The 20086-nt window shown below is 62.5% G+C and carries 21 protein-coding genes; 12 read left to right on the plus strand and 9 right to left on the minus strand.

The window, feature by feature from the left end:
* The first annotated feature begins 137 nt into the window (after nt 1-137).
* Nucleotides 138-1595 carry a mannose-1-phosphate guanylyltransferase/mannose-6-phosphate isomerase gene (locus tag JFU57_RS31000; protein ID WP_201131877.1) on the plus strand — a complete coding sequence of 486 codons (1458 nt, stop codon included), beginning with the start codon at nt 138-140 and terminating at the stop codon, nt 1593-1595.
* Between the two features lie 158 nt (nt 1596-1753).
* Nucleotides 1754-2017 (plus strand): hypothetical protein, encoded by a 264-nt coding sequence (locus JFU57_RS31005; RefSeq protein WP_201132257.1) that lies wholly within the window; start codon nt 1754-1756, stop codon nt 2015-2017.
* 60 nt (nt 2018-2077) lie between these two features.
* Here JFU57_RS31005 and JFU57_RS31010 read toward each other — a convergent pair whose 3' ends face one another.
* The gene (locus tag JFU57_RS31010; RefSeq protein WP_201131878.1) at nt 2078-3304 is read right to left on the minus strand and encodes a molybdopterin-binding protein; all 1227 of its coding nucleotides are present in this window, start codon (nt 3302-3304) and stop codon (nt 2078-2080) included.
* Nucleotides 3288-3827: a molybdenum cofactor biosynthesis protein B gene (gene moaB, locus JFU57_RS31015; RefSeq protein ID WP_020299725.1), complete on the minus strand. Its 540-nt coding sequence runs from the start codon at nt 3825-3827 to the stop codon at nt 3288-3290. The genes JFU57_RS31010 and moaB overlap by 17 nt, the downstream gene beginning before the upstream one ends.
* A gap of 79 nt (nt 3828-3906) precedes the next feature.
* Between moaB and mobA the strand changes: the two genes are divergently transcribed.
* Both mobA and JFU57_RS31025 read left to right on the plus strand, forming a co-directional pair.
* Nucleotides 3907-4509, plus strand: a complete 603-nt coding sequence (gene mobA, locus JFU57_RS31020) for a molybdenum cofactor guanylyltransferase MobA (RefSeq protein WP_201131879.1) — start codon at nt 3907-3909, stop codon at nt 4507-4509.
* Between the two features lie 75 nt (nt 4510-4584).
* Nucleotides 4585-4806 carry a YgdI/YgdR family lipoprotein gene (locus JFU57_RS31025; protein WP_043230450.1) on the plus strand — a complete coding sequence of 74 codons (222 nt, stop codon included), beginning with the start codon at nt 4585-4587 and terminating at the stop codon, nt 4804-4806.
* Nucleotides 4807-4894: 88 nt separating this feature from the next.
* Here the strand turns inward: JFU57_RS31025 and JFU57_RS31030 are convergent, their stop codons facing one another.
* From JFU57_RS31030 to JFU57_RS31045, 4 genes are all read right to left on the minus strand, one after another.
* The gene (locus JFU57_RS31030; RefSeq protein WP_201131880.1) at nt 4895-5785 is read right to left on the minus strand and encodes a pseudouridine synthase; all 891 of its coding nucleotides are present in this window, start codon (nt 5783-5785) and stop codon (nt 4895-4897) included.
* An 81-nt stretch (nt 5786-5866) separates the two neighbouring features.
* Nucleotides 5867-6187, minus strand: coding sequence for a hypothetical protein (locus tag JFU57_RS31035; RefSeq protein ID WP_043230518.1), 321 nt, complete (start codon nt 6185-6187; stop codon nt 5867-5869).
* Nucleotides 6188-6243: 56 nt separating this feature from the next.
* Entirely contained in the window at nt 6244-6684 is a 441-nt protein-coding gene (locus JFU57_RS31040) for a S24 family peptidase (RefSeq protein WP_078470642.1), read from the minus strand.
* 109 nt (nt 6685-6793) lie between these two features.
* The gene (locus tag JFU57_RS31045) at nt 6794-7030 is read right to left on the minus strand and encodes a glutaredoxin family protein (protein WP_020299719.1); all 237 of its coding nucleotides are present in this window, start codon (nt 7028-7030) and stop codon (nt 6794-6796) included.
* 256 nt (nt 7031-7286) lie between these two features.
* Here JFU57_RS31045 and JFU57_RS31050 point away from each other — a divergent pair, with 256 nt between their 5' ends.
* Nucleotides 7287-9245, plus strand: a complete 1959-nt coding sequence (locus tag JFU57_RS31050) for a monovalent cation:proton antiporter-2 (CPA2) family protein (RefSeq protein WP_342032587.1) — start codon at nt 7287-7289, stop codon at nt 9243-9245.
* A 23-nt stretch (nt 9246-9268) separates the two neighbouring features.
* Here JFU57_RS31050 and JFU57_RS31055 read toward each other — a convergent pair whose 3' ends face one another.
* Nucleotides 9269-10477 carry an ammonium transporter gene (locus JFU57_RS31055; protein WP_201131881.1) on the minus strand — a complete coding sequence of 403 codons (1209 nt, stop codon included), beginning with the start codon at nt 10475-10477 and terminating at the stop codon, nt 9269-9271.
* 333 nt (nt 10478-10810) lie between these two features.
* On the opposite strand from JFU57_RS31055, the gene JFU57_RS31060 reads away from it, so the two are divergent.
* From JFU57_RS31060 to JFU57_RS31090, 7 genes are all read left to right on the plus strand, one after another.
* On the plus strand, nt 10811-11125 hold the full coding sequence (locus tag JFU57_RS31060) for a DUF883 family protein (RefSeq protein ID WP_020299716.1): 315 nt from the start codon (nt 10811-10813) through the stop codon (nt 11123-11125).
* Nucleotide 11126: 1 nt separating this feature from the next.
* Nucleotides 11127-11516, plus strand: a complete 390-nt coding sequence (locus JFU57_RS31065; protein WP_020299715.1) for a phage holin family protein — start codon at nt 11127-11129, stop codon at nt 11514-11516.
* Nucleotides 11513-11854 (plus strand): hypothetical protein, encoded by a 342-nt coding sequence (locus tag JFU57_RS31070; RefSeq protein ID WP_078470645.1) that lies wholly within the window; start codon nt 11513-11515, stop codon nt 11852-11854. The genes JFU57_RS31065 and JFU57_RS31070 overlap by 4 nt, the downstream gene beginning before the upstream one ends.
* A gap of 129 nt (nt 11855-11983) precedes the next feature.
* A complete protein-coding gene (locus tag JFU57_RS31075; RefSeq protein ID WP_201131882.1) occupies nt 11984-13147 on the plus strand; it encodes an EAL domain-containing protein in 1164 nt (387 codons plus the stop codon).
* A 75-nt stretch (nt 13148-13222) separates the two neighbouring features.
* The gene (locus JFU57_RS31080) at nt 13223-14554 is read left to right on the plus strand and encodes a deoxyguanosinetriphosphate triphosphohydrolase (protein WP_201131883.1); all 1332 of its coding nucleotides are present in this window, start codon (nt 13223-13225) and stop codon (nt 14552-14554) included.
* A 305-nt stretch (nt 14555-14859) separates the two neighbouring features.
* Entirely contained in the window at nt 14860-15486 is a 627-nt protein-coding gene (locus JFU57_RS31085; RefSeq protein ID WP_078470650.1) for a response regulator transcription factor, read from the plus strand.
* 197 nt (nt 15487-15683) lie between these two features.
* On the plus strand, nt 15684-18632 hold the full coding sequence (locus JFU57_RS31090; protein ID WP_201131884.1) for an HD domain-containing phosphohydrolase: 2949 nt from the start codon (nt 15684-15686) through the stop codon (nt 18630-18632).
* Nucleotides 18633-18638: 6 nt separating this feature from the next.
* Here the strand turns inward: JFU57_RS31090 and JFU57_RS31095 are convergent, their stop codons facing one another.
* Complete coding sequence (locus JFU57_RS31095; RefSeq protein ID WP_201131885.1) at nt 18639-19121, minus strand: GAF domain-containing protein; 483 nt, start codon at nt 19119-19121, stop codon at nt 18639-18641.
* The gene (locus JFU57_RS31100; RefSeq protein WP_201131886.1) at nt 19118-20008 is read right to left on the minus strand and encodes a DUF815 domain-containing protein; all 891 of its coding nucleotides are present in this window, start codon (nt 20006-20008) and stop codon (nt 19118-19120) included. The genes JFU57_RS31095 and JFU57_RS31100 overlap by 4 nt, the downstream gene beginning before the upstream one ends.
* Nucleotides 20009-20086: the final 78 nt, after the last annotated feature.

Genomic DNA, 20086 nt, shown 5'->3' on the forward strand with positions numbered 1-20086 from the left:
CTCACTCGTACCAGGGCGGCTCGCCATTACCCAGCGTAGGCCGACAGCCCAGGTTTCGTGCGCGCATGCCGTCACAAACCATTTCGCTTTTACTCGGCGCAGCCCTGGCCGCGCACCTGACACCTGAGGCCTTCTGAGTGAGCACTCTCATTCCCTGCATCATCGCTGGCGGCGCCGGGACCCGGTTGTGGCCTGTTTCTCGGGAGGCCCTGCCCAAACCCTTCATGCGTCTGCCCGATGGCGAAAGCCTGCTGCAAAAAACCTTCGCTCGCGCGAGCGGGTTGGATGACGTCGGCCGGCTGCTGACGGTAACCCGGCGGGAAGTGCTGTTTAACACCCTTGATGACTACCGCCCCCTGAACCGCCGCAAGCTGGAGCTGGACTTCATCCTCGAGCCTTTCGGCCGCAACACCGCGCCAGCAATCGCCGCCGCCGCCCTGCACGTGCGCCGCCACTACGGCGAGGACGCCCAGTTGCTGGTGCTGCCGGCCGATCACCTGATCACCGAGCTGGACGCCTTCGCCACCGCGGTAGGCCACGCTCGGACACTCGCCGAACAGGGCTGGCTGGTGACCTTCGGCCTGGTTCCTCAGCGCGCGGAAACCGGCTTCGGTTACATCGAAAAAGGCGCGGCATTGGACGATGCGAGCTTTCAGGTCGCGCGGTTTGTCGAAAAACCCGACGCAATGACCGCCCAGGCCTATGTCGACAGCGGTCGCCACCTGTGGAATGGCGGCATGTTCTGCATGCGCGTCGAGACCCTGCTGGAGCAATTGCGCGAGCATGCGCCCGAGGTGCTGACCAGCGTGCAAGAGTGCCTGGCGCAAAGCCACAGCCGCCAGGGCCATGGCGAACTGCACCTGGAACTCGACGCGGACAGCTTCGCCTGCGTACCGGATATTTCCATCGACTACGCCCTCATGGAGCGCTCGCACAAGGTGGCCGTGGTGCCCTGCCAACTGGGCTGGAGCGATATCGGCTCATGGCAGGCGGTGCGCGAACTGCGCCCGGTCGACGCCCACGGTAACCAATGCCAGGGGGAAAGCGTGTTGCTGGACGTCAGCAACTGCTACATCGACGCCCCGCGCCGCCTGGTAGGTGCGATTGGCCTGGACAACCTGATCATTATCGACACCCCGGATGCCCTGCTGATCGCCGATGGGGCACGCAGCCAGGACGTCGGGGTCATCGCCCAGGCCCTGAAGCGCCAAGGCCATGATGCCTATCGCCTGCACCGCACCGTCAGCCGCCCCTGGGGCACCTACACGGTTCTGGAAGAAGGCCCGGGGTTCAAGATCAAGCGCATCGTGGTGCAGCCCCGCGCGTCACTTTCGCTGCAACTGCACCATCACCGTAGCGAGCACTGGATAGTGGTCAGCGGCACGGCCCAGGTCACCAACGGCGACCAGGCGTTCGTGCTGAAAACCAACGAATCGACCTTTATCAAACCGGGCCGCCCGCACCGCCTGGTCAACCCGGGGGCTGACGAACTGGTGATGATCGAAGTGCAAAGCGGCGAGTACCTGGGGGAGGATGACATCGTGCGTTTCACCGATGCCTATGGACGCACCCCTGGAGAAAAAGGGCCGGCCTGATCCGGTCAGCCGAATTCTCTGGGCGAGGCTCCAGCTTTCGTACGGACTCTCTTTACTTTTCTTACAACAGATTGGGAATTGCCTGAATTGACCCCATCCCGGCAATCGAAGAAGGTTCAGTTCAGGCGAACGGCGCCTGTTACAGGGACGTGAATATCATGAACGACAAGCAACTTTTCGAGGGTTCGAACTCCGGCCTCAATCGCCGACCCGGCCATAACCTGTGGTTGGCACCCAAGCCTGTGCAGGTGGCTGGCGGGGTCGTGCAATCGACCATCGAACTCAAGGCCGGCGAGGGAAAATGCCTGCGCCTGCTGAAAAGGCTCGCCTGGGCCGGCCTGGCCGTGGCCCTGCTGACGGGGCTGCTGAGCTGGGGCATCAACAGCCGCTTCGGCTTGCTGCTATTGCTCCTGCTGCGCTAGCCGCCAGGCCTTACCGACACACGCCCGACCATGATCCGGTCGGGCATGTCTGCTGCCACTTCAACCGAGCACTTCACTCAAGGGAATGAAGTTGACCCAATCCCCTTCGACCAGTGTGCGCCCCTCGAGCACCTCGACCAGCCCTTCGGCCCAGGCAGCGCTGCGCAACACACCGGAGCTCTGGTTGCGGTAAATCACCGCCCGACCTTGCTCCATCCGCCCACGCAGGTACTCACGCCGGTTACCGGGCTTGGCCCAGACAAACCCCGCAGGTACCTGAAACTGCAATGGCAGTACGTCGCGTACACCCTGCCGGCGCAACAGATAAGGCCGGGCCAGCAAGGCAAAGGTCACCAGGGTCGACGCCGGGTTACCCGGCAGACCAATGACCGGCACCCCGCGAAAATGTCCGAAGGTCAGCGGTTTGCCAGGCTTTATCGCCAACTTCCACAACGCCAGTTCACCTTCCTCGCGCAAGGCGATGCCGAGGAAATCCGCTTCGCCCACCGAGACTCCGCCGGTGGATAGAATCAGGTCGACATCGGACAGCTCGGCCAGGCGCTGGCGCGTGGTCGGCAGGTCATCGGGAAGAATTCCGGCGTCTACCACCTCACACCCCAGGCGTTGCAGCCAACTGCAGAGCAGGACCCGATTACTGTTATAGATCTGCCCCGGTCCCAAGGACTGGCCCGGCTCAACCAACTCGTCACCGGTAGACAACACCGCCACGCGCACAGGGCGCACCACCTCAAGCTCGGCGCAACCCAGGGACGCGGCCAGCCCTTGCTCGATAGGCCCCAGGCGTGTGCCGGCCACCAGCACTGTCTCGCCTACGGTGGTTTCCTGGCCCTGGGGGCGAATGTTCTGCCAGGGGCTCATCGGCTCGCTGAACAGCACTCGCTCATCCGCCTGGACCTGGGCGTTTTCCTGCATTTCTACACAATCGGCCCCTGCCGGCACCGGCGCACCAGTGAAAATGCGCGCACAGGTGCCCGCCTTCAGCGGCTCGGGCGCTTGCCCGGCGAAGATCCGCTGGCTGACCGGCAGCGGCTCGCCGTGCCAATCCGCAAGACGCAAGGCATAGCCGTCCATCGCACTGTTGGGCCATGGCGGCAGGTCCAGGGTGGAAACCAGGTCATCGGCCAACACTCGCCCCTGGGTCTGGGCCAGGGGCAAGCGTTCACGCTCAATAATCGGCGCCGCTTCAGCCATCGCCAGCAACTGTGCCAGGGCTTCTTCCACCGGCAGCAAGGCACCGGTCTTGCCGGGCTTACCCACGGGATTCACAGGGTGCGGCCTGCTTCAAATGGGGAACGAAGTTGCACGGCCGGTGCCGCGAGTCCAACTGCTCGGCGAGGATCCCGTCCCAGCCGGTGCGCACAGCATTGGTCGATCCCGGCAGGCAGCAGACCAGCGTACCGTTGGCCAGCCCGGCCAGGGCCCGGGACTGCACAGTGGAAGTGCCGATATCGGCCACCGAGATCTGCCGGAACAGCTCCCCGAAACCATCGACCTGCTTGTCCAGCAGGCAACTGACCGCTTCGGGCGTGCTGTCGCGACCGGTAAAGCCCGTACCGCCGGTGATCAGCACCACCTGCACCACGTCATCGGCAATCCAGGTCGCCACCTGCGCGCGAATCTTGTAGAGGTCGTCTTTAAGCAGAACCCGTGCGGCGAGGTTATGCCCGGCTGCGCTCAGGCGATCGACGAAGACTTGACCGGAGGTATCGGTCTCCAGGGTGCGGGTATCACTGACCGTCAGCACGGCAATGTTCAGCGCTGCGAAAGGCACATCAGCCTTGGCTTTCATAGGCTCGATCCAGTTGTAGGAGAAACAGCCCGGTGTTATATCACAGCGCTCTCTTTGACTGCCGCTACGGAGACTTGCCATGACCTTGTGTCTGCCCACACCGCCCTGTTCGATCCTGCTCCTGGCTGGCGGACGAGGGCAACGCATGGGTGGCCAGGACAAAGGCTTGATCGAATGGCGCGGGGAGCCGCTGATCGCCCACTTGCAACGCCTGACCCGCGGCTTGAGCGACGACCTGATCATCTCCTGCAACCGCAACCTGGAGCTGTACGCCAGCTATGCCGATCAGTTGGTGCACGACGACAGCCAGGACTTTCCCGGGCCGCTGGCGGGGATTCGCGCCGGGCTCAAGGCTGCGCGCCATGAGCGGTTGCTGGTGCTGCCCTGCGATGTGCCGCAGGTCGATACCGAACTGCTGTTGCAGATGCTGCAAACCGCCAGTGCCCACCCAGGCAAACCGCTGATGCTGCGCCAGGGCGAGCACTGGGAGCCCCTGTTGTGTGTCATCCCGACATCACTGCTAGCGGACGTGGAACGGGCCTGGCTGGAAGGTCAGCGCAGCCCCGGCAAAGTCATGCGGGCCCTGGGGTGCATGGCACTGCAATGCCCGGAAAATGATGCACGGCTGGCTAACCTGAACACGCCTGAGCTGTTACACCAGCACAACAGAGTGGCAGAATGACGCTAGTAAGGAACTTGCTGACGCTGTATACGTCTGAACATCAGCACTCAAAGTATTCAATTTCGGAGACATGCAATGACTCAACGGACTCTCGCCACGCTCATGCTCGCACTGGGTATCGCCACTCTTGCCGGTTGCGCCTCGCCTACAGTGATCACCTTGAATGACGGTCGCGAAATCCAGGCCGTCGACTCACCTAAGTTCGACAAGGATTCGGGTTTCTACGAATTCGAACAACTGGACGGCAAGCAAACCCGCATCAACAAAGATCAGGTTCGTACTGTCAAAGAGCTGTAAGCCCACCAGCTTGCGCCCGACTGACATAAAGCCCGCCTTGCGCGGGCTTTATTCTATGCAAGGCACTGAAATCCAGCGCCATGCCCCTTTACCAGTCCAGGCGGATGCGACTTTCGAACTCGCGCTCCTGCCCCGTCAACGGGTCGAGAAAACGCAGGCCCTGGGCCAGTAACTTGAGCGGCCGGGCATAGTCGTCCTGCGCGTCCTTGAGCACCTGTGGATAGAACGGGTCATTGCAGATCCCCGCCCCCAAGGCACTCATGTGCACCCGCAGCTGGTGCTTCTTGCCCGTCACCGGGTACAGACCGTAGCGCCAGAGCTCACCGTTTTTTTCACGCACCTCCACCGCCGTTTCGGTATTACTGACACCGGCGCCTTCCTGCATGCGGAAGAACGGCTCGCCCTCTACCAGCCGACTCTTGTGCACCAGTGGAAAGTCATGTTGCGGCAACGCCCGGGCAATGGCCTCGTAACGTTTTTCAATCTGCCGCGTGGGAAACAACGATTGATAGGCCGAACGGCTATGGGGATTGGCGGAGAACAGCACCAGCCCTGCGGTATGCCGATCGATACGATGCAAGGGCACCAGGTGGGGGTTGTCCAGACGCCGAATCAATCGTCGCAGTAGCGTCTGCTCGACATACTCGCCTGCCGGCGTGACCGGCAGAAAATGCGGTTTATCAGCCACGACCAGATGCTCGTCGGCAAACAGAATCGACTCCTGCACCGGTATCACCTTTTCGTCCGGCACTTCTCGAAAATAATGAATTCGCAAGCCTTCGCGGTACACCAGATCAATGCCGACAGGCTGCCCCTGCCCGTCAAGCACCCGTCCGCGAGCAATGCGGTCGAGCCACTGCTCGCGGCTGATGGTGCTGAAGTGATCACAGAGGCAATCGAGCACTGTCGACCAGGAACCTGGAGGCAGGTACAAGGTGCTGGCCTGGTGCTGCGCGGCATTGAAAGGTGTGGAAGACATACGAAAAGCTCGAGCCGTTAATGCAAAGGCGCATTATCCGGCAAGGGCTGCGAGGCGCCTAGGAGAGTTTGCGCAAGCGAATCAAGCGTGCCCGACCTTGGCTTGCGCCGCTGCATCGGTGAACTCCTTGAGCCAGCGCAGCACATCCACCGCCTCCCAACGCCCTGGATCGTAGAGCGCATAAAGCAGGCCCTGATAGCCCACCACATCCAACTGGCGGTGGTAACCGGCCCGCTGAAACAAGGCTTCGATTTCGGCGAAGCAGGTATTGAAATGCAACTTGTTGAACGGTGTCTTGCCTTCGGTGACCAGGCCATCCAGGCGCAGTTCGAGCACCGCCTCATGCACCACATCGGCCGACATGCGGTTCACACTGCTTTTCAGTTGTTCGACATTGACCATCATCTATCCCTTCCCTTCTTCATTCGTCCCCTGCCTGCACCCTCTGCATGGCAAGATCATCCACGGCCCACATAGCTGACCACCCACAGCACCACACCCCAGATCTGCAGCGACTCCTGATCATTCACCGCTACCGACGGTATCGACGGGCGCGCAGCCTTGAGCAGCAGGCCGCCCCTGGGATCGGGCGCCAGCAGGCGCAGGCTGAAGCGACTTTCCCCATCGAGATGGACCACGACATAGTGTTCCGCGACCGGGGTCGCCGAGCGATCGACAATCAAGCGGTCACCGGGGTAAATGCCAAACCCGAGCAAGCTGTCGTCATCGACCAGCACTGCGCGGATCTGCGGGGCGCCCAGGCCTACGGTACGGTCCAGGGAAAACCCGTTCAGCAGCGCCTGTTCATCCGCGACAACGCTGGAATCAGCTCGCGACTCTCCGGGCTCGGGCAGCAAGTGCTGCAAGCGCTCGGCACGGGCAAGAATGGTCAAGGACATGGCAGGGCACCCCAAATACTGTACGCACATACAGTAAACGAATTATCGGGTTGTTGCCAACGGATTAGCAGGCGTGCGACAGGCGGGGGGGGCCCAGGGCACGCTGCCCTCAGCGCAGGAAGGCCACGACCTGTTCGGCTTCGAAGGGCCAGTCCAGTTCGGCACCGGTGTCTACCCGGCGCAGTACCGGAATGCGCAAGCCATAAGCCTCGAACAAGGCCTCGCTGTCGGCGATGTCCACCAGTTCGACCAGCAATCCATGCTCGACCAGCGGCATCAATTCTGCTTCGGCAAGCTCACACAGGTGGCAACCAAGGGTGCCGAACAACTGGCATTCGGGAGGCATGACGCACAGACCAAAAAAAGGAACAGGGGCGTTATTCTAGGCCTGTCGCCAATGCTCGTCGACCCAGGCCCCGGGCGCATTACAGCCGAAACCCACGCCTCGCCGGCCCTTCGAATCCGGCTGCCGGACCACGCATTCGGACATTCCGGGCAAAACATGACCTATATCAGCTCACGCCCAGGGCGATTGCGCGACCCTCGCGGCTTTTTTGCCTCTAGGCTGTACCCCCACGTGCGCCCCCTGTCCGGAGATACCTGTGTTTGCCAATCTGTTGATCATTCTCGCCTCGTCGCTGGTGGTGATAGCCCTGTTCCGGCGCCTGCGCCTGCCGCCGGTACTGGGCTACCTGTGCGTCGGCCTGCTGGTGGGGCCTACGGCATTCGACTGGGTGAATGACAGCGAAGACCTGCCGGACCTGGCCGAATTGGGGGTGGTGTTTCTGCTGTTTTCCCTGGGGCTGGAATTCTCCCTCTCGAAAATGCTCGCCCTGCGCCACGTGGTGTTCGGCCTGGGGAGCTTGCAGGTGCTGTGCTGCGGCGTATTGCTGGGCAGCCTGCTGGCGATCTTCGGCATGCCTCTGGGCGCGGCACTGATGCTCGGTACCGGCCTGGCCCTGTCATCGACGGCGATTGTCAGCAAGGAACTGACCAGCCTGGGGGAAATCTTCAGCAGCCACGGCCAGAACGCCATCGGCGTGCTGCTGTTTCAGGACGTGGTTGCGGTGTTGCTGCTGACCCTGGTCCCGGTGTTCGCCGGCCACAGCGAGCAGGCCTGGTACTGGGCCTTGCCGAGCACCCTGGGCAAGACCGTGGTGCTGTTTGTCGGCCTGCTGCTGGCCAGCCGCTGGTTGCTGCCCCGGCTGTTTCACGAGGTTGCTGCTTCCCATTCCGCCGAGCTGTTTGTGCTGCTGGCGCTGGTGATCGTGCTGCTGACCGCCTGGCTGACCCACCTGCTTGGCCTGTCCCCGGCCCTGGGCGCGTTTCTCGCCGGCATGTTGCTGGGTGAAAGCCATTACCGGCACCAGATCGAGGCCGACATCCGGCCGTTTCGCGACATCCTGCTGGGCCTGTTTTTCGTCAGTATCGGCATGTTGATTGACCTGCAATTGTTCGCCAGCCACGCGCTGCTGATTCTCGGCCTGACCCTGGCGTTGCTGCTGATCAAAGGGACGGTGGTGGCGATCCTGCTCAAGCTGCGGGGCAGCGATGGCGAAACCGCCTGGCGCAGCGGCCTGGCCCTGGCCCAGGGCGGCGAGTTCTGCTTTGCCCTGATGGCGCAGATGCAACAAGGCCAGTTGATGCCCGCCGAGATCAGCGGCCTGCTGCTGGCTGCGACGTTCTGCTCGATGTTGCTCACGCCCCTGCTGTTGCGGGCGGCGCCGGCGATTGCCGCACGCTTGCACCGCAAGCCGAACCAGGAAGCCCGGCTCGAAGAAATCAGCGCCCTCACCGCCGAGCTGCAAGGACACGTGGTGATTTGCGGTTATGGCCGCGTGGGCCAGTCGATCGGGCGCTTTCTGCGCCGCGAGCAGCAGCACTTCATTGCCCTGGATGACGACCCGGTGCGGGTCCAGGAAGCGGCGGCGGGTGAAAGCTGCGTGCATTACGGCGACTCACGACGCGGCGACCTGCTCACCGCCGTCGGCCTGGAGCGCGCCCGGCTGGTGGTGATTGCGGTGGATAAAACCGATATCGCCCTGCTGGTGCTCAAGGAAGCCCGACGCCTGAATCGCCAGGTGCCGATCCTGGTGCGCACCCGAGATGACAGCCAACTGGCCGAACTCAAGGCCGCCGGCGCCAGCGAAGTGGTGCCCGAACTGCTGGAGTCGAGCCTGATGCTCGCCTCCCATGCCCTGATCATGCTCGGCGTGCCCGAACAGCAGGTGCAGGCCAAGGTCGACGATGTTCGCCGCGACCGCTACCAGTTGCTTCACGGTTTCTACCACGGGGCGCAAAGCAACCTCATGGACAACAATGGCCAGCCCCGGGTGCTCAAGCATGCGGTCAACCTGGGGCCCGACGCTCACGCCTGCTACCTGCCCTTGAGCGCCCTGGGCCTGGAACAACTGGGGGCCCAGGTGCAGTGCATCCAGCGCGACAGCAAGGAACTCTCGGCCGACACCGCGACCCGCTTGCAGCCCGGCGATACCTTGGTGCTGTGCGGCCCCCTGGGGGCGATCGAAGCCTGCGAGGCACGCCTGCTCAGCGGCCTTTAGCTCGCGCCGTGGAACGACCGCGGTCAGTCCTGACTGACCGCGCCGATCTTGTGCAGCGACAGGTCGGCGCCGTAATACTCCTCTTCCTGGCTCAGACGCAGGCCGTGGCAGGCCTTGATCGTGCCGTACACGGCAAAGCCGCCGAGCAGCGCCACCATCACCCCGAGAGTGGTGCCGATCAACTGGCTGGCCAGGCTGACCCCGCCCAGGCCACCCAGGGCGCTCTGGCCGAAGATCCCGCAGGCGATGCCGCCCCACACGCCACACAAACCGTGCAATGGCCAGACGCCCAGCACATCGTCGATCTTCCATCGGCTCTGCGCGGCGATAAAGCACCAGACAAACAAGGCGCCGGCAATGGCCCCGGTGACCAGCGCCCCCACCGGGTGCATCAGGTCGGATCCGGCACAGATCGCCACCAGCCCGGCCAATGGTCCGTTGTGCAAAAAGCCCGGGTCATTGCGCCCCACAATCAACGCCGCCACGGTGCCGCCGACCATCGCCATCAGCGAGTTGACCGCCACCAGGCCACTCACGCCTTGCAGGGTCTGGGCGCTCATCACGTTAAAGCCGAACCAGCCGACAATCAGAATCCACGAGCCCAGGGCCAGGAACGGAATGCTCGAAGGCGCAAACGCCACCAGCTTGCCGTCGCGATAGCGACCATTGCGCGGGCCCAGCAACAGCACCGCCGCCAGCGCCAGCCAGCCGCCCATGGCGTGCACCACCACCGAGCCGGCAAAATCGTGGAAGCCGGCGCCAAAGCGCGCTTGCAACCAGGCTTGCAGGCCGAAATTGCCATTCCAGACCATGCCTTCGAAAAACGGATAGATGAACGCCACGATCAGCGCCGTCGCGCACAGTTGCGGCACAAAGCGCGCCCGCTCGGCGATGCCACCGGAAATAATCGCCGGGATCGCCGCGGCAAACGTCAGCAGAAAGAAGAACTTCACCAGCCCGTAGCCGTGATCGGCACTGAGCACCGCCGCCGGCTGCAGGAAGCTGACGCCGTAGGAGATCCAATAGCCTATAAAGAAATAGGCCAGGGTCGAGATCGCGAAGTCACTGAGGATCTTCGACAGGGCATTGACCTGATTCTTCTGGCGCACGGTGCCGACTTCAAGGAACGCAAAGCCGGCGTGCATGGCCAGGACCATGACCGCGCCAATCAGGATAAACAGCGAGTTGGAAGCATGGACCAGACTGTCCACAGCGCTTTGCAAATTTTCCATGGGGTTGGCAGACCTGATATCAGCAATAGACCCCTGATGCTGTGGACCAGGCTACTTGCACCAAGTTGGCACCAACCACCCCTTGGCGGGGTCATTGGCGAACCGTTTTGGCGCAGAGCCGATGTCGAGGCAAATCGTGCTCGGGGATCAAAGGTTCGATTTTTGGTTTTTTAGGCTAAGGTTTGACGCGCCTTGCGGGTGCGGGTGCGCGTTTTCAGCGCAATCGCCCGGGATTGCGCACCACGACAAAGCAAAAGCTGTACCAGAGATTTGCACTGAACCTTCAGCCAAGGCTCATACTCGAAACACTCACAAGCCACTACGGAGATAACCATGGCCAGCAAAACGGCAAAGACTGCTCAAGAAATACTGATGGCGGATTTTCAGGCACTGGTCAGTGACACGGAACGTCTGCTGGAACACACCGCGACCCTGGCCGGCGACCAGGCCGACGAGTTGCGCGGGCAGATCCACGACAGCCTGTTGCGCGCCCGCGAAACCCTGCAACTGACTGAAGACTCCCTGCGCGAACGCGGCAAGGCGGCGGTCACTGCCACTGAAGACTATGTCCAGTCCAACCCCTGGCAGTCGGTCGGCATTGCGGCAGGCGTGGGCTTTTTGATTGGCTTGCTGGCGACACGGCGCTGATATGGCTATCGGTGATTCCGACTCGCCCGCAGCGGGCGCCAGCTCCTCATCGCGGCGCCTGGGCGCTGCTTTCCTGGGTTTGTTGCACAGCCACGTCGAGCTGTTCGGCATCGAGCTGCAAGAGCAGAAATCGCGCACCGTAAGCCTGTTGCTGTTTGCCGGGCTGGCCCTGGTGTTCGCCTTGCTGTTGCTGGTAGGGCTGTCGGCGCTGGTGCTGATTTTGCTCTGGGACACCTACCGCCTGGCCGGCATCATCGGACTGTGCGTGTTCTACAGCCTGGCCGCGCTGTTTTGCGCCATGCGCCTGAGAGCCGCGATCTTCGATGAGTCTTCGCCCTTCCACGGCACCCTCGAAGAACTCGCCAACGACCGGGAGCGCCTGCTGCCATGAACCTGCCCGAGATTCCGCAAAACAGCTCCCGCCGGGAAATGCGCAAGGCGCTGATTCGCTTGCGCATGGAAATGCATCGCCAGGAAATCCGCCACGAATCCCAGCAATTGCTCCAGCCCTTGCAGCGCATGCGCGGGCTTGGTCAAAGCTGGCAAGCCGGTTTTGGTATCAAGCACGCGCCGTTATGGGGCGTGGCTGCGGTGACCCTGCTGGGGTTTTTCACCGGCAAGGGGGCCAAGGGCGGCGGCGTCAGCAGCCTGACCCGGATTGTCCGCCTGGGCACCACCCTGGTGCCGCTGATCAAACTGGCCATGCAAGGCTCCTCGCGTAAAAACTAGTCAGTCTGAATCTGGCTGCATTCTTGCTAAGCATCCTCGATCGGCCCCTTTATCAAAGGGGCCGTTTCCTGCCTGTCCAACCGACAGTCGCCGGCTTCAAATCCAACAAGACACACTTAAGGAGGCCATGTGATCGACGGGCAACCGCTCGCCTGCTTTCAGCCATTCATCGATACCGCCACCGGGCGTATCGCGGGTGTCGAAGCCCTGGGGCGCCTGCGCCAGGCTGATGGCCAACTGGCTTCGGTCGGTCCTCTGTTCGCCGACTCCAGAACCCCCTCGACCGCCCTGCGCCGCCTTGATCGCCTGATTCGCGACAACGCCCTGAGCCGCCTGCACGAAGCGCCCGAAGAGTGGTTCCTGAGCCTGAATATCTCGCCGCGCTGGATCAGCCGCCTGCGCAGCGGCCAAGCCCTGCCGAGCCTCAAGCAGTTGCAGCAACACGGGGTCGACCCACAGCGCATCGTGTTCGAGATCACCGAACTGGGCGGCAACAGTCAGCGCCTGGCCGAAGTGGTAGCGCGTTATCGCGAGGCCGGGGCGCGTATCGCCATTGACGACTTCGGCGCCGGCTATTCCCAGCTCGATCGGGTGCTGGCCCTGCAGCCGGATATCCTCAAGCTCGACATGCGCCTGTTCCAGGCGGCGGCCCGAGGCGGCCCGAGCAGCGACGTGGTCAAGGCCCTGGCACAGATGGCCGAGAAGACCGGCTGCTGGATCATCGCCGAAGGAGTGGAGACCGAGGCCGAGCTGAGTTTCGCCCTGGAGTGCGGTTCGCGCTATGTGCAAGGGTTTCTGTTTGCCCGCGCCGAGGAACATTTTTTCGCCAGCGATGCCTTTGTCGCGCCGTTCGCCCGACTGCGCGAACGCTACGTGCAGCACAAGCTCGGCGAGCGCAATCGATTGATGGTGATGCGCCAGCAACTCGCCGAGCTGATGGCGATTCTGCAAGCCTGGGCCCAGGCTCAGGCGCCGATCAGCCAGCTGCCACAGTTGCAGGCATTCCCCTGGTTGCTGCGCTTCTATCAATGCGACCGCCATGGCACGCAACTGACCCCCAACCTGGAGTGGCGCAACAACGGCTGGGAAGCCAACCACAGCTATGTCGGGCACAACTGGTCGTGGCGACCTTACTTCTATCACCTGCTGGCCGAAGGCTGGGACGAGCGCCGCCTGACCCTGTCCAACACCTACCGCGATGCCACCAGCAACCAGTATTGCCTGACCGCCGGGCAGTTTTTCGATAATGGCCAACGTCTGCTGTTGATCGATATCGATGCCGCCGGGCTTTAGTGATTAGCAGCACTTGCAGGTCGTGGCGCGAACCGGGAAGCTAGCCCATCAGTCACTTGACGGAGAGACCCAGCCTTGGATTGGCAGACCCTGCTCAACCGCGAACGCCTCGGAAAACCGCTGCACAGCCCAGAAGAACTCGGCCGCAGCCCCTTTCACAAAGACCACGATCGCATCATCTTCTCCGGCGCCTTCCGCCGCCTGGGACGCAAGACCCAGGTGCACCCGGTTACCAGCAACGATCACATCCACACGCGCCTGACCCACTCCCTGGAAGTCAGTTGCGTCGGTCGCTCCCTGGGCATGCGGGTCGGCGAGACGATCCGCAGCGCCCTGCCCGACTGGTGCGAACCCAGCGACCTGGGGATGGTGGTGCAATCGGCCTGCCTGGCCCACGACATCGGCAACCCGCCCTTCGGCCATTCCGGTGAAGATGCCATCCGCCACTGGTTCCAGCAGGCTGCCGGACGTGGCTGGCTGGATGCGATGAGCGAGGCCGAGCGCAACGACTTCCTCAACTTCGAAGGCAATGCCCAGGGGTTCCGGGTACTGACCCAGCTCGAATACCACCAGTTCGACGGCGGCACGCGCCTGACCTACGCCACCCTCGGCACCTACCTGAAATACCCCTGGACCGCACGCCACGCCGACTCCCTAGGCTACAAGAAGCACAAGTTCGGCTGCTACCAGAGCGAGTTGCCGCTGCTGGAGCAGATCGCCCACAAACTCGGCCTGCCGCAACTCGAAGAACAGCGCTGGGCCCGCCATCCGCTGGTGTACCTGATGGAGGCCGCGGATGACATCTGCTACGCCCTGATCGATCTCGAAGATGGCCTGGAGATGGAGCTGCTGGAGTATGCCGAGGTTGAATCACTGCTGCTGGGGCTGGTGGGTGACGACCTGCCCGAGACCTATCGCCAGCTCGGCCCTCAGGATTCACGCCGGCGCAAGCTGGCGATCCTGCGGGGCAAGGCCATCGAGCACCTGACCAATGCCGCCGCCCGCGCGTTCGTCGAGCAACAGGATGCGCTGCTGGCCGGCACCCTGCACGGTGACCTGGTGGAGCACATGCACGGCCCGGCCAAGCGTTGCGTGCTGAACGCCAAGGACATCGCCCGCAAGAAAATCTTCCAGGACAAGCGCAAGACCCTGCATGAAATCGGCGCCTACACCACCCTGGAAATCCTCCTCAACTCCTTCTGCGGCGCAGCGCTGGAGCAACATGGCGGGCGCACCCCGTCGTTCAAGAACCGGCGCATCCTCGACCTTCTGGGCAACAACGCCCCGGACCCGAACTGGCCGCTGCACGCGTCGTTCCTGCGCATGATCGACTTTATCGCAGGCATGACTGACAGCTACGCCAGTGAAATGGCCCGGGAAATGACCGGCCGCTCAAGCCCGCACTAACCGGGTCCTGCCCCGCCCTTCCCCATCGTGGAAGGGCGGTATTGCCCTGATGCCCGACCTGACACTCTCAGGCACACCTTTGGACGGCTTCCAGGCCTGTTCACCGACCGCGGTGCGCAGCGCTGATGGTCGCTCATTAACATTTGCAAACGGATGTACTTCACCCAACCGCCAGCCCGTTGTAATCCCCACCTCCATTGAGCGTAGGAACCTTCCTAGTTTGCGTTTGAGGCCCTGGATCACGTAATTCCAGCGTTGAGCTGGGCTAATGTTCGGGGCCTTTAATTGCTCCGAGCAGGTTTAACATGAGTTCGATTTTCATCATCGACAACCATCCGATCATGCGTCTGGCAATCCGTATCCTGATGGAACACGAGGGGCACCAGATCGTCGGCGAAACCGACAACGGCGTCGATGCCCTGCAGTTGGTCCGCGAGTGCATGCCGGACCTGGTCATCCTCGACATCTGCCTGCCCAAGATCGACGGCCTGGAGTTGCTCTACCGCTTCAACGCCCTGAGCCCCTCCCTGCGGACCCTGGTCCTGACCGCCCAGCCGCCGGCGCTGTTCGCCAACCGCTGCATGCGGGGCGGAGCCAGCGGCTACCTGAGCAAGGAGCAGGAGCTCAATGAACTGCTCGGCGCGATCAAGGCAATCCTGGGGGGCTACCACTACTTTCCCAGTCAAACCCTGTCCACCACGCCCGCCGAGCACAGCTCGCCCCTGGAACTGGCCTTGTTCCGCTCACTCAATGACCGCGAACTGATCGTCTTGCAGCTGTTCGCCCTGGGCCGTACCAACAAGGAAATAGCCACCGGCATGTTTCTGAGCAACAAGACCGTCAGTACCTACAAGAAAAGAATCATGCAAAAACTGGATATCCAGTCCATGGCCAAATTGATCGATATGGCGAAACGCAATGCACTGGTCTGACGGCCCACACACCAGGAAAAATCGGCGCTTGCCAGATAAATATCAAAAAGCCACTATTCGGTATTTTCAAGACTCTGCCTTGATGTCCAGGGTGCTGGGCGGCAGCCTCCCGCTTGCGTCGCGAGGCAAAATGGATCTGCCTTAACTATGCTTACCCCCTAAGCAGCGCCCCCCCGTGCGCCCTGGAGAGCACTGCAATGCCGAGCACGCCGCGGTCCGAACAACGCCGCTTTCCTCTCCACGTGCATATCAGCGTGATGTTTACCTTTTTGCTGTTGTTGACCGGTATCGTGCTGGGCTTTTTCAACTATCAGCAAACCACTCGGATCATCCTGTCCAGCAGCGAACATCTGTTCCAGCGCATCGAGCAGGATGTGCAGCAGGACCTGAAACACACCTACCAGCCGATTCGTTACCTGCTCAGCCTGCAGGCCGACAACCCGGCCATCCAGGCACCCGACCTGAATCGACGCCTGGCGCTGCTCAAGCCGTTCAGCCAATCGCTCATCGACCATGGGGAACTGGCCTCACTCTATGTGGGTTATGCCAACGGCGACTTTTTCATGGTCCGGCCGCTGCGCAGCGCCGCGCTCAAGGCCGCACGCAAGGCTCCGGAGGCGGCCGCCTACGAAGTCTGGAGCATCGAGCGCGACCCCGGCGGCGAGCAGGTGCACTCGCAAACCCTGTTCTACGACAGCACCCTGGGCCTGCTCGATCAACGCAGCAATAGCAACGAACGCTATGACCCGCGCACGCGCGCCTGGTTTGCCAATGCTCCTCGCGATGACGAACAGATCACCACCGCCCCCTATGTGTTCTTTTCCACGCGCAACGTCGGCACCACCCTGGCCCGGCGCAGCGGCGACAGCGCAGTGATAGGCGCCGACCTGACCCTCGAGCAACTGTCCGCCACCCTGGCCAAGCACCGCGTCACCCCCAGTACCGAAATCGCCCTGATCGATGCCAACGGCAATGCGGTGGCCTACCCGGACAGTACCCGGCTGATCATCGAGGCCCAGACCGCGCGACTGATCAAGGCCAACGATCTGAGCCCGGCCCTTGATGCGTTGCTGCACGGCGCGGCCCAGGCCAATCGCCTGCAGGTGGGAGACCGCACCTGGATCGTCGCCAGCCGACATATCGCGGAAGGGGGTCCCGGCGGCCTGCAACTGGCGCTGCTGGTGCCGGAGGATGAACTGCTGGTGGATGCCTATCGCATGCGCTGGCAGGGTGCACTGATCACCTTGGCCACGCTGTTGCTGTGTCTGCCCCTGGGCTGGCTGATTTCGCGAGTGCTGGTCCGGCCGTTGCGGGCCCTGGTGCAGGAGGCCGACGCCATTCGCAGCTTCGACTTCCACTACCCGGTCACCCGGCGTTCGCCGGTGCTTGAGGTCGATCAGTTGAGTGTCTCCATGGCGCGGATGAAGGACACCCTGGCGAGTTTCTTCGAGATCACTGCCAGCCTGTCCGCCGAGACGCGGTTCGACCCGCTGTTACAACGCGTGTTGTTTGAAACCGTGAAAATCGGCCAGGCCCAGGCGGGGCTGATCTTCCTCTGCGAAAGCGAAGGCACGCGCCTGGAGCCCCACGGGCTGACCATCGACGGCCAACAGCAAGACCCGGCGGCGTTCAACCTGCCCGCCTTGGTCCTCGACAACCCCCAGGGCCCGACCTGGCTGCAGCAACTGGCGAACCGCGACAGCCTGGTCACCACCCTGGGTTTCGAACAGGCCGGGAATCTGCAAAGTGTGATGTTGGCCCTGGCCTGCCCCAGCGCCCACCTGATCGGCCTGCGCCTGCGCAATCGGCACAACGAAACCGTCGGCGTGCTCGTCCTGCTGCTGGTGGACAGCGGCCAGGAAGCCGATCTGGAAAAACTGCGTCCTGATCGCATCGCCTTCATCCAGGCCATATCAGGTGCTGCCGCGCTGTGCATCGACAGCCAGCGCCTGCAAAACAAACAAAAGCAGTTGCTCGACTCATTTATCCAACTGCTGGCCGGGGCCATCGATGCCAAGAGCCCCTATACCGGCGGTCACTGCCAACGGGTGCCGGCACTGACCCTGATGCTGGCCGAAGCCGCTGCCGCCAGCCAGCAACCGGCCTTCGCCGCCTACCAGCCCAATGAAGATGAATGGGAGGCCCTGCATATCGCTGCCTGGCTGCACGACTGCGGCAAGGTCACGACCCCGGAATACGTGGTCGACAAGGCCACCAAGCTGGAAACCCTGAACGACCGTATCCACGAAATCCGCACACGCTTCGAAGTCCTCAAGCGCGATGCCTGGATCAACTACTGGCAAGGCCTGGCCCAGGAGGGCGACGAATCCTCACTGGCCAGCACCCGGGATGCCGAGCTGGCCCAGCTGGACGCCGACTTCGCCTTTGTCGCCCACTGCAACGTGGGCGGCGAAGCCATGGCCGAGGCCGACTTGCAGCGCCTGCGAGAGATTGCCGAACGCACCTGGAGCCGAACCCTGGATGATCGCCTGGGGGTCTCCTGGGAGGAGAAAAAACGCCAGGAGCGCGGGCCGCTTCCAACGCTGCCGGTCCGTGAACGGCTCCTCGCCGACAAACCCGAGCATCTGTTGGAACGCGATGAAAGCGAACTGATCGCCGCAGACAACCCCTGGGGTTTCAAGCTCGACGCACCGCCGCACAAATACAACCGTGGCGAGCTCTACAACCTGAGCATCACCCGCGGCACGCTGACCCGTGAGGAGCGCTATGTGATCAACCACCACATGGTGCAAACCATCCTGATGCTCAACCACCTGCCCTTCCCCCACCATTTGCACAACGTCGCGGAAATCGCTGGCGGCCATCATGAGAAAATGGACGGCACCGGCTACCCCAAACAGTTGAAGCGCGAACAGATGAGCCTGCCGGCACGGATGATGGCAATCGCCGATATCTTCGAAGCGCTGACAGCCGCGGATCGCCCCTACAAGAAGGGCAAGACCCTGAGTGAAGCCCTGGGCATCATGGCCATGATGTGCCGTGACGCCCATATCGATCCCGAACTGTTCGGCCTGTTTATCGAGGCACAGGTCTATCGGCATTACGCCGAACGCTTTCTGGAGCCGCAGCAGATCGATGCGGTCGACCCGCAAGGCCTGCTGTGCAAGGCCGGACTGATGGAGTGAAGCGGATCAGCAGTCGCTCAGGCGCAGGAAAATCGCCGCCAGGGCTTCAATGCCGGTTTGATCGTCGACGCTGAAGCGCGCCAGTTTCGGGCTGTCCAGATCCAGCACGCCGATCAGCCGTCCGTCCTTGACCAGCGGCACGACCAACTCGCTGTTGGACGCGCTGTCGCAGGCAATGTGCCCCGGGAACGCGTGTACATCTTCGACCCGCTGGGTTTGCCGCGAGGCCGCAGCCGCGCCACATACACCACGACCGAAGGCAATCCGCACACAGGCGATCTGGCCCTGGAACGGGCCGAGCACCAGTTCTTCATCACGGTTGAGGTAGAAGCCGGCCCAGTTCAAATCGTCGAGCTGGCTGAACAGAAACGCCGAAAACTGCGCGGCATTGGCAATGAAATCCCGCTCATCGGCCAGCAGGGATTCCAGCTGGGCGCACAACAACCCATAACCTTCCAGGCCCTTACCGGCGCTTTGCAAATCGATCATGCCTTTTGCTCCAGCAACTTCAGGCCAACCCAGTAGCGGGCGAATTGGTAGGCGCAACGGCCATTGCGGTTGCCGCGGCCCGTGGCCCAGCGCACCGCGAGAATCTCCAGTTCCTCATCCCGCTGCCAGCTGAGGTTTGCCTTGCTCGCCAGCTCGCCGATCCAGTGCTCCACCACATTGAGGAAGTGTTCCTGGGTGAAAGGGTAGAACGACAGCCACAGGCCAAAGCGATCCGACAGGGCGATCTTGTCTTCCACCGCTTCGCTAGGGTGAAGTTCGCCATCGACGCGCTTCCAGTTCTCGTTGTCGCTCTCTTTCTCGGGCACCAGGTGCCGCCGGTTGGAGGTCGCGTAGAGCAGCACGTTGTCCGGCGCCTGTTCCAGCGAGCCGTCGAGTACGCTCTTGAGCACCCGGTAATCGCCTTCACCGGCCTCGAACGACAGGTCATCGCAGAACAGCACGAAACGCTGGGGCAGCTTGACCAACTGCTCCACCACTCGCGGCAGGTCCGCGAGGTGATCGCGCTCGATTTCGATCAGGCGCAAACCGCCCTTGGCGTGTTCAGCCAGCAAGGCGCGCACCAACGACGACTTGCCGGTACCGCGCGAGCCCCAGAGCAAGGCGTGGTTGGCCGGCATGCCATCGAGAAACTGCTGGGTATTGCGTGCCAATTGCTCACGTTGCCGGTCGACGCCGATCAGATCGGACAGGCGCATGTCGAGGCTGACCTCCAGGGGCAACAGGAAGCCATTGCGTCCCTCCCGTTGCCAGCGCGCGGCCAGGCAGTGCGTCCAGTCGATGACTTGTCGCGGGGCCGGCAGCAACGGCTCAAGCCGAGCCAGGACCGCATCGGCGCGTTCAAGAAAAGCATTCAATCGAGAATCCACGACTTCTCCTCAGACAGGTTCACAATAATGGTCGGGCATCCAGACGAAACAGGAGTGCGATGCCCGTGGTCTACCCAA

The sequence above is a fragment of the Pseudomonas sp. TH07 genome, assembly GCF_016651285.1.
Classification (GTDB): domain Bacteria; phylum Pseudomonadota; class Gammaproteobacteria; order Pseudomonadales; family Pseudomonadaceae; genus Aquipseudomonas.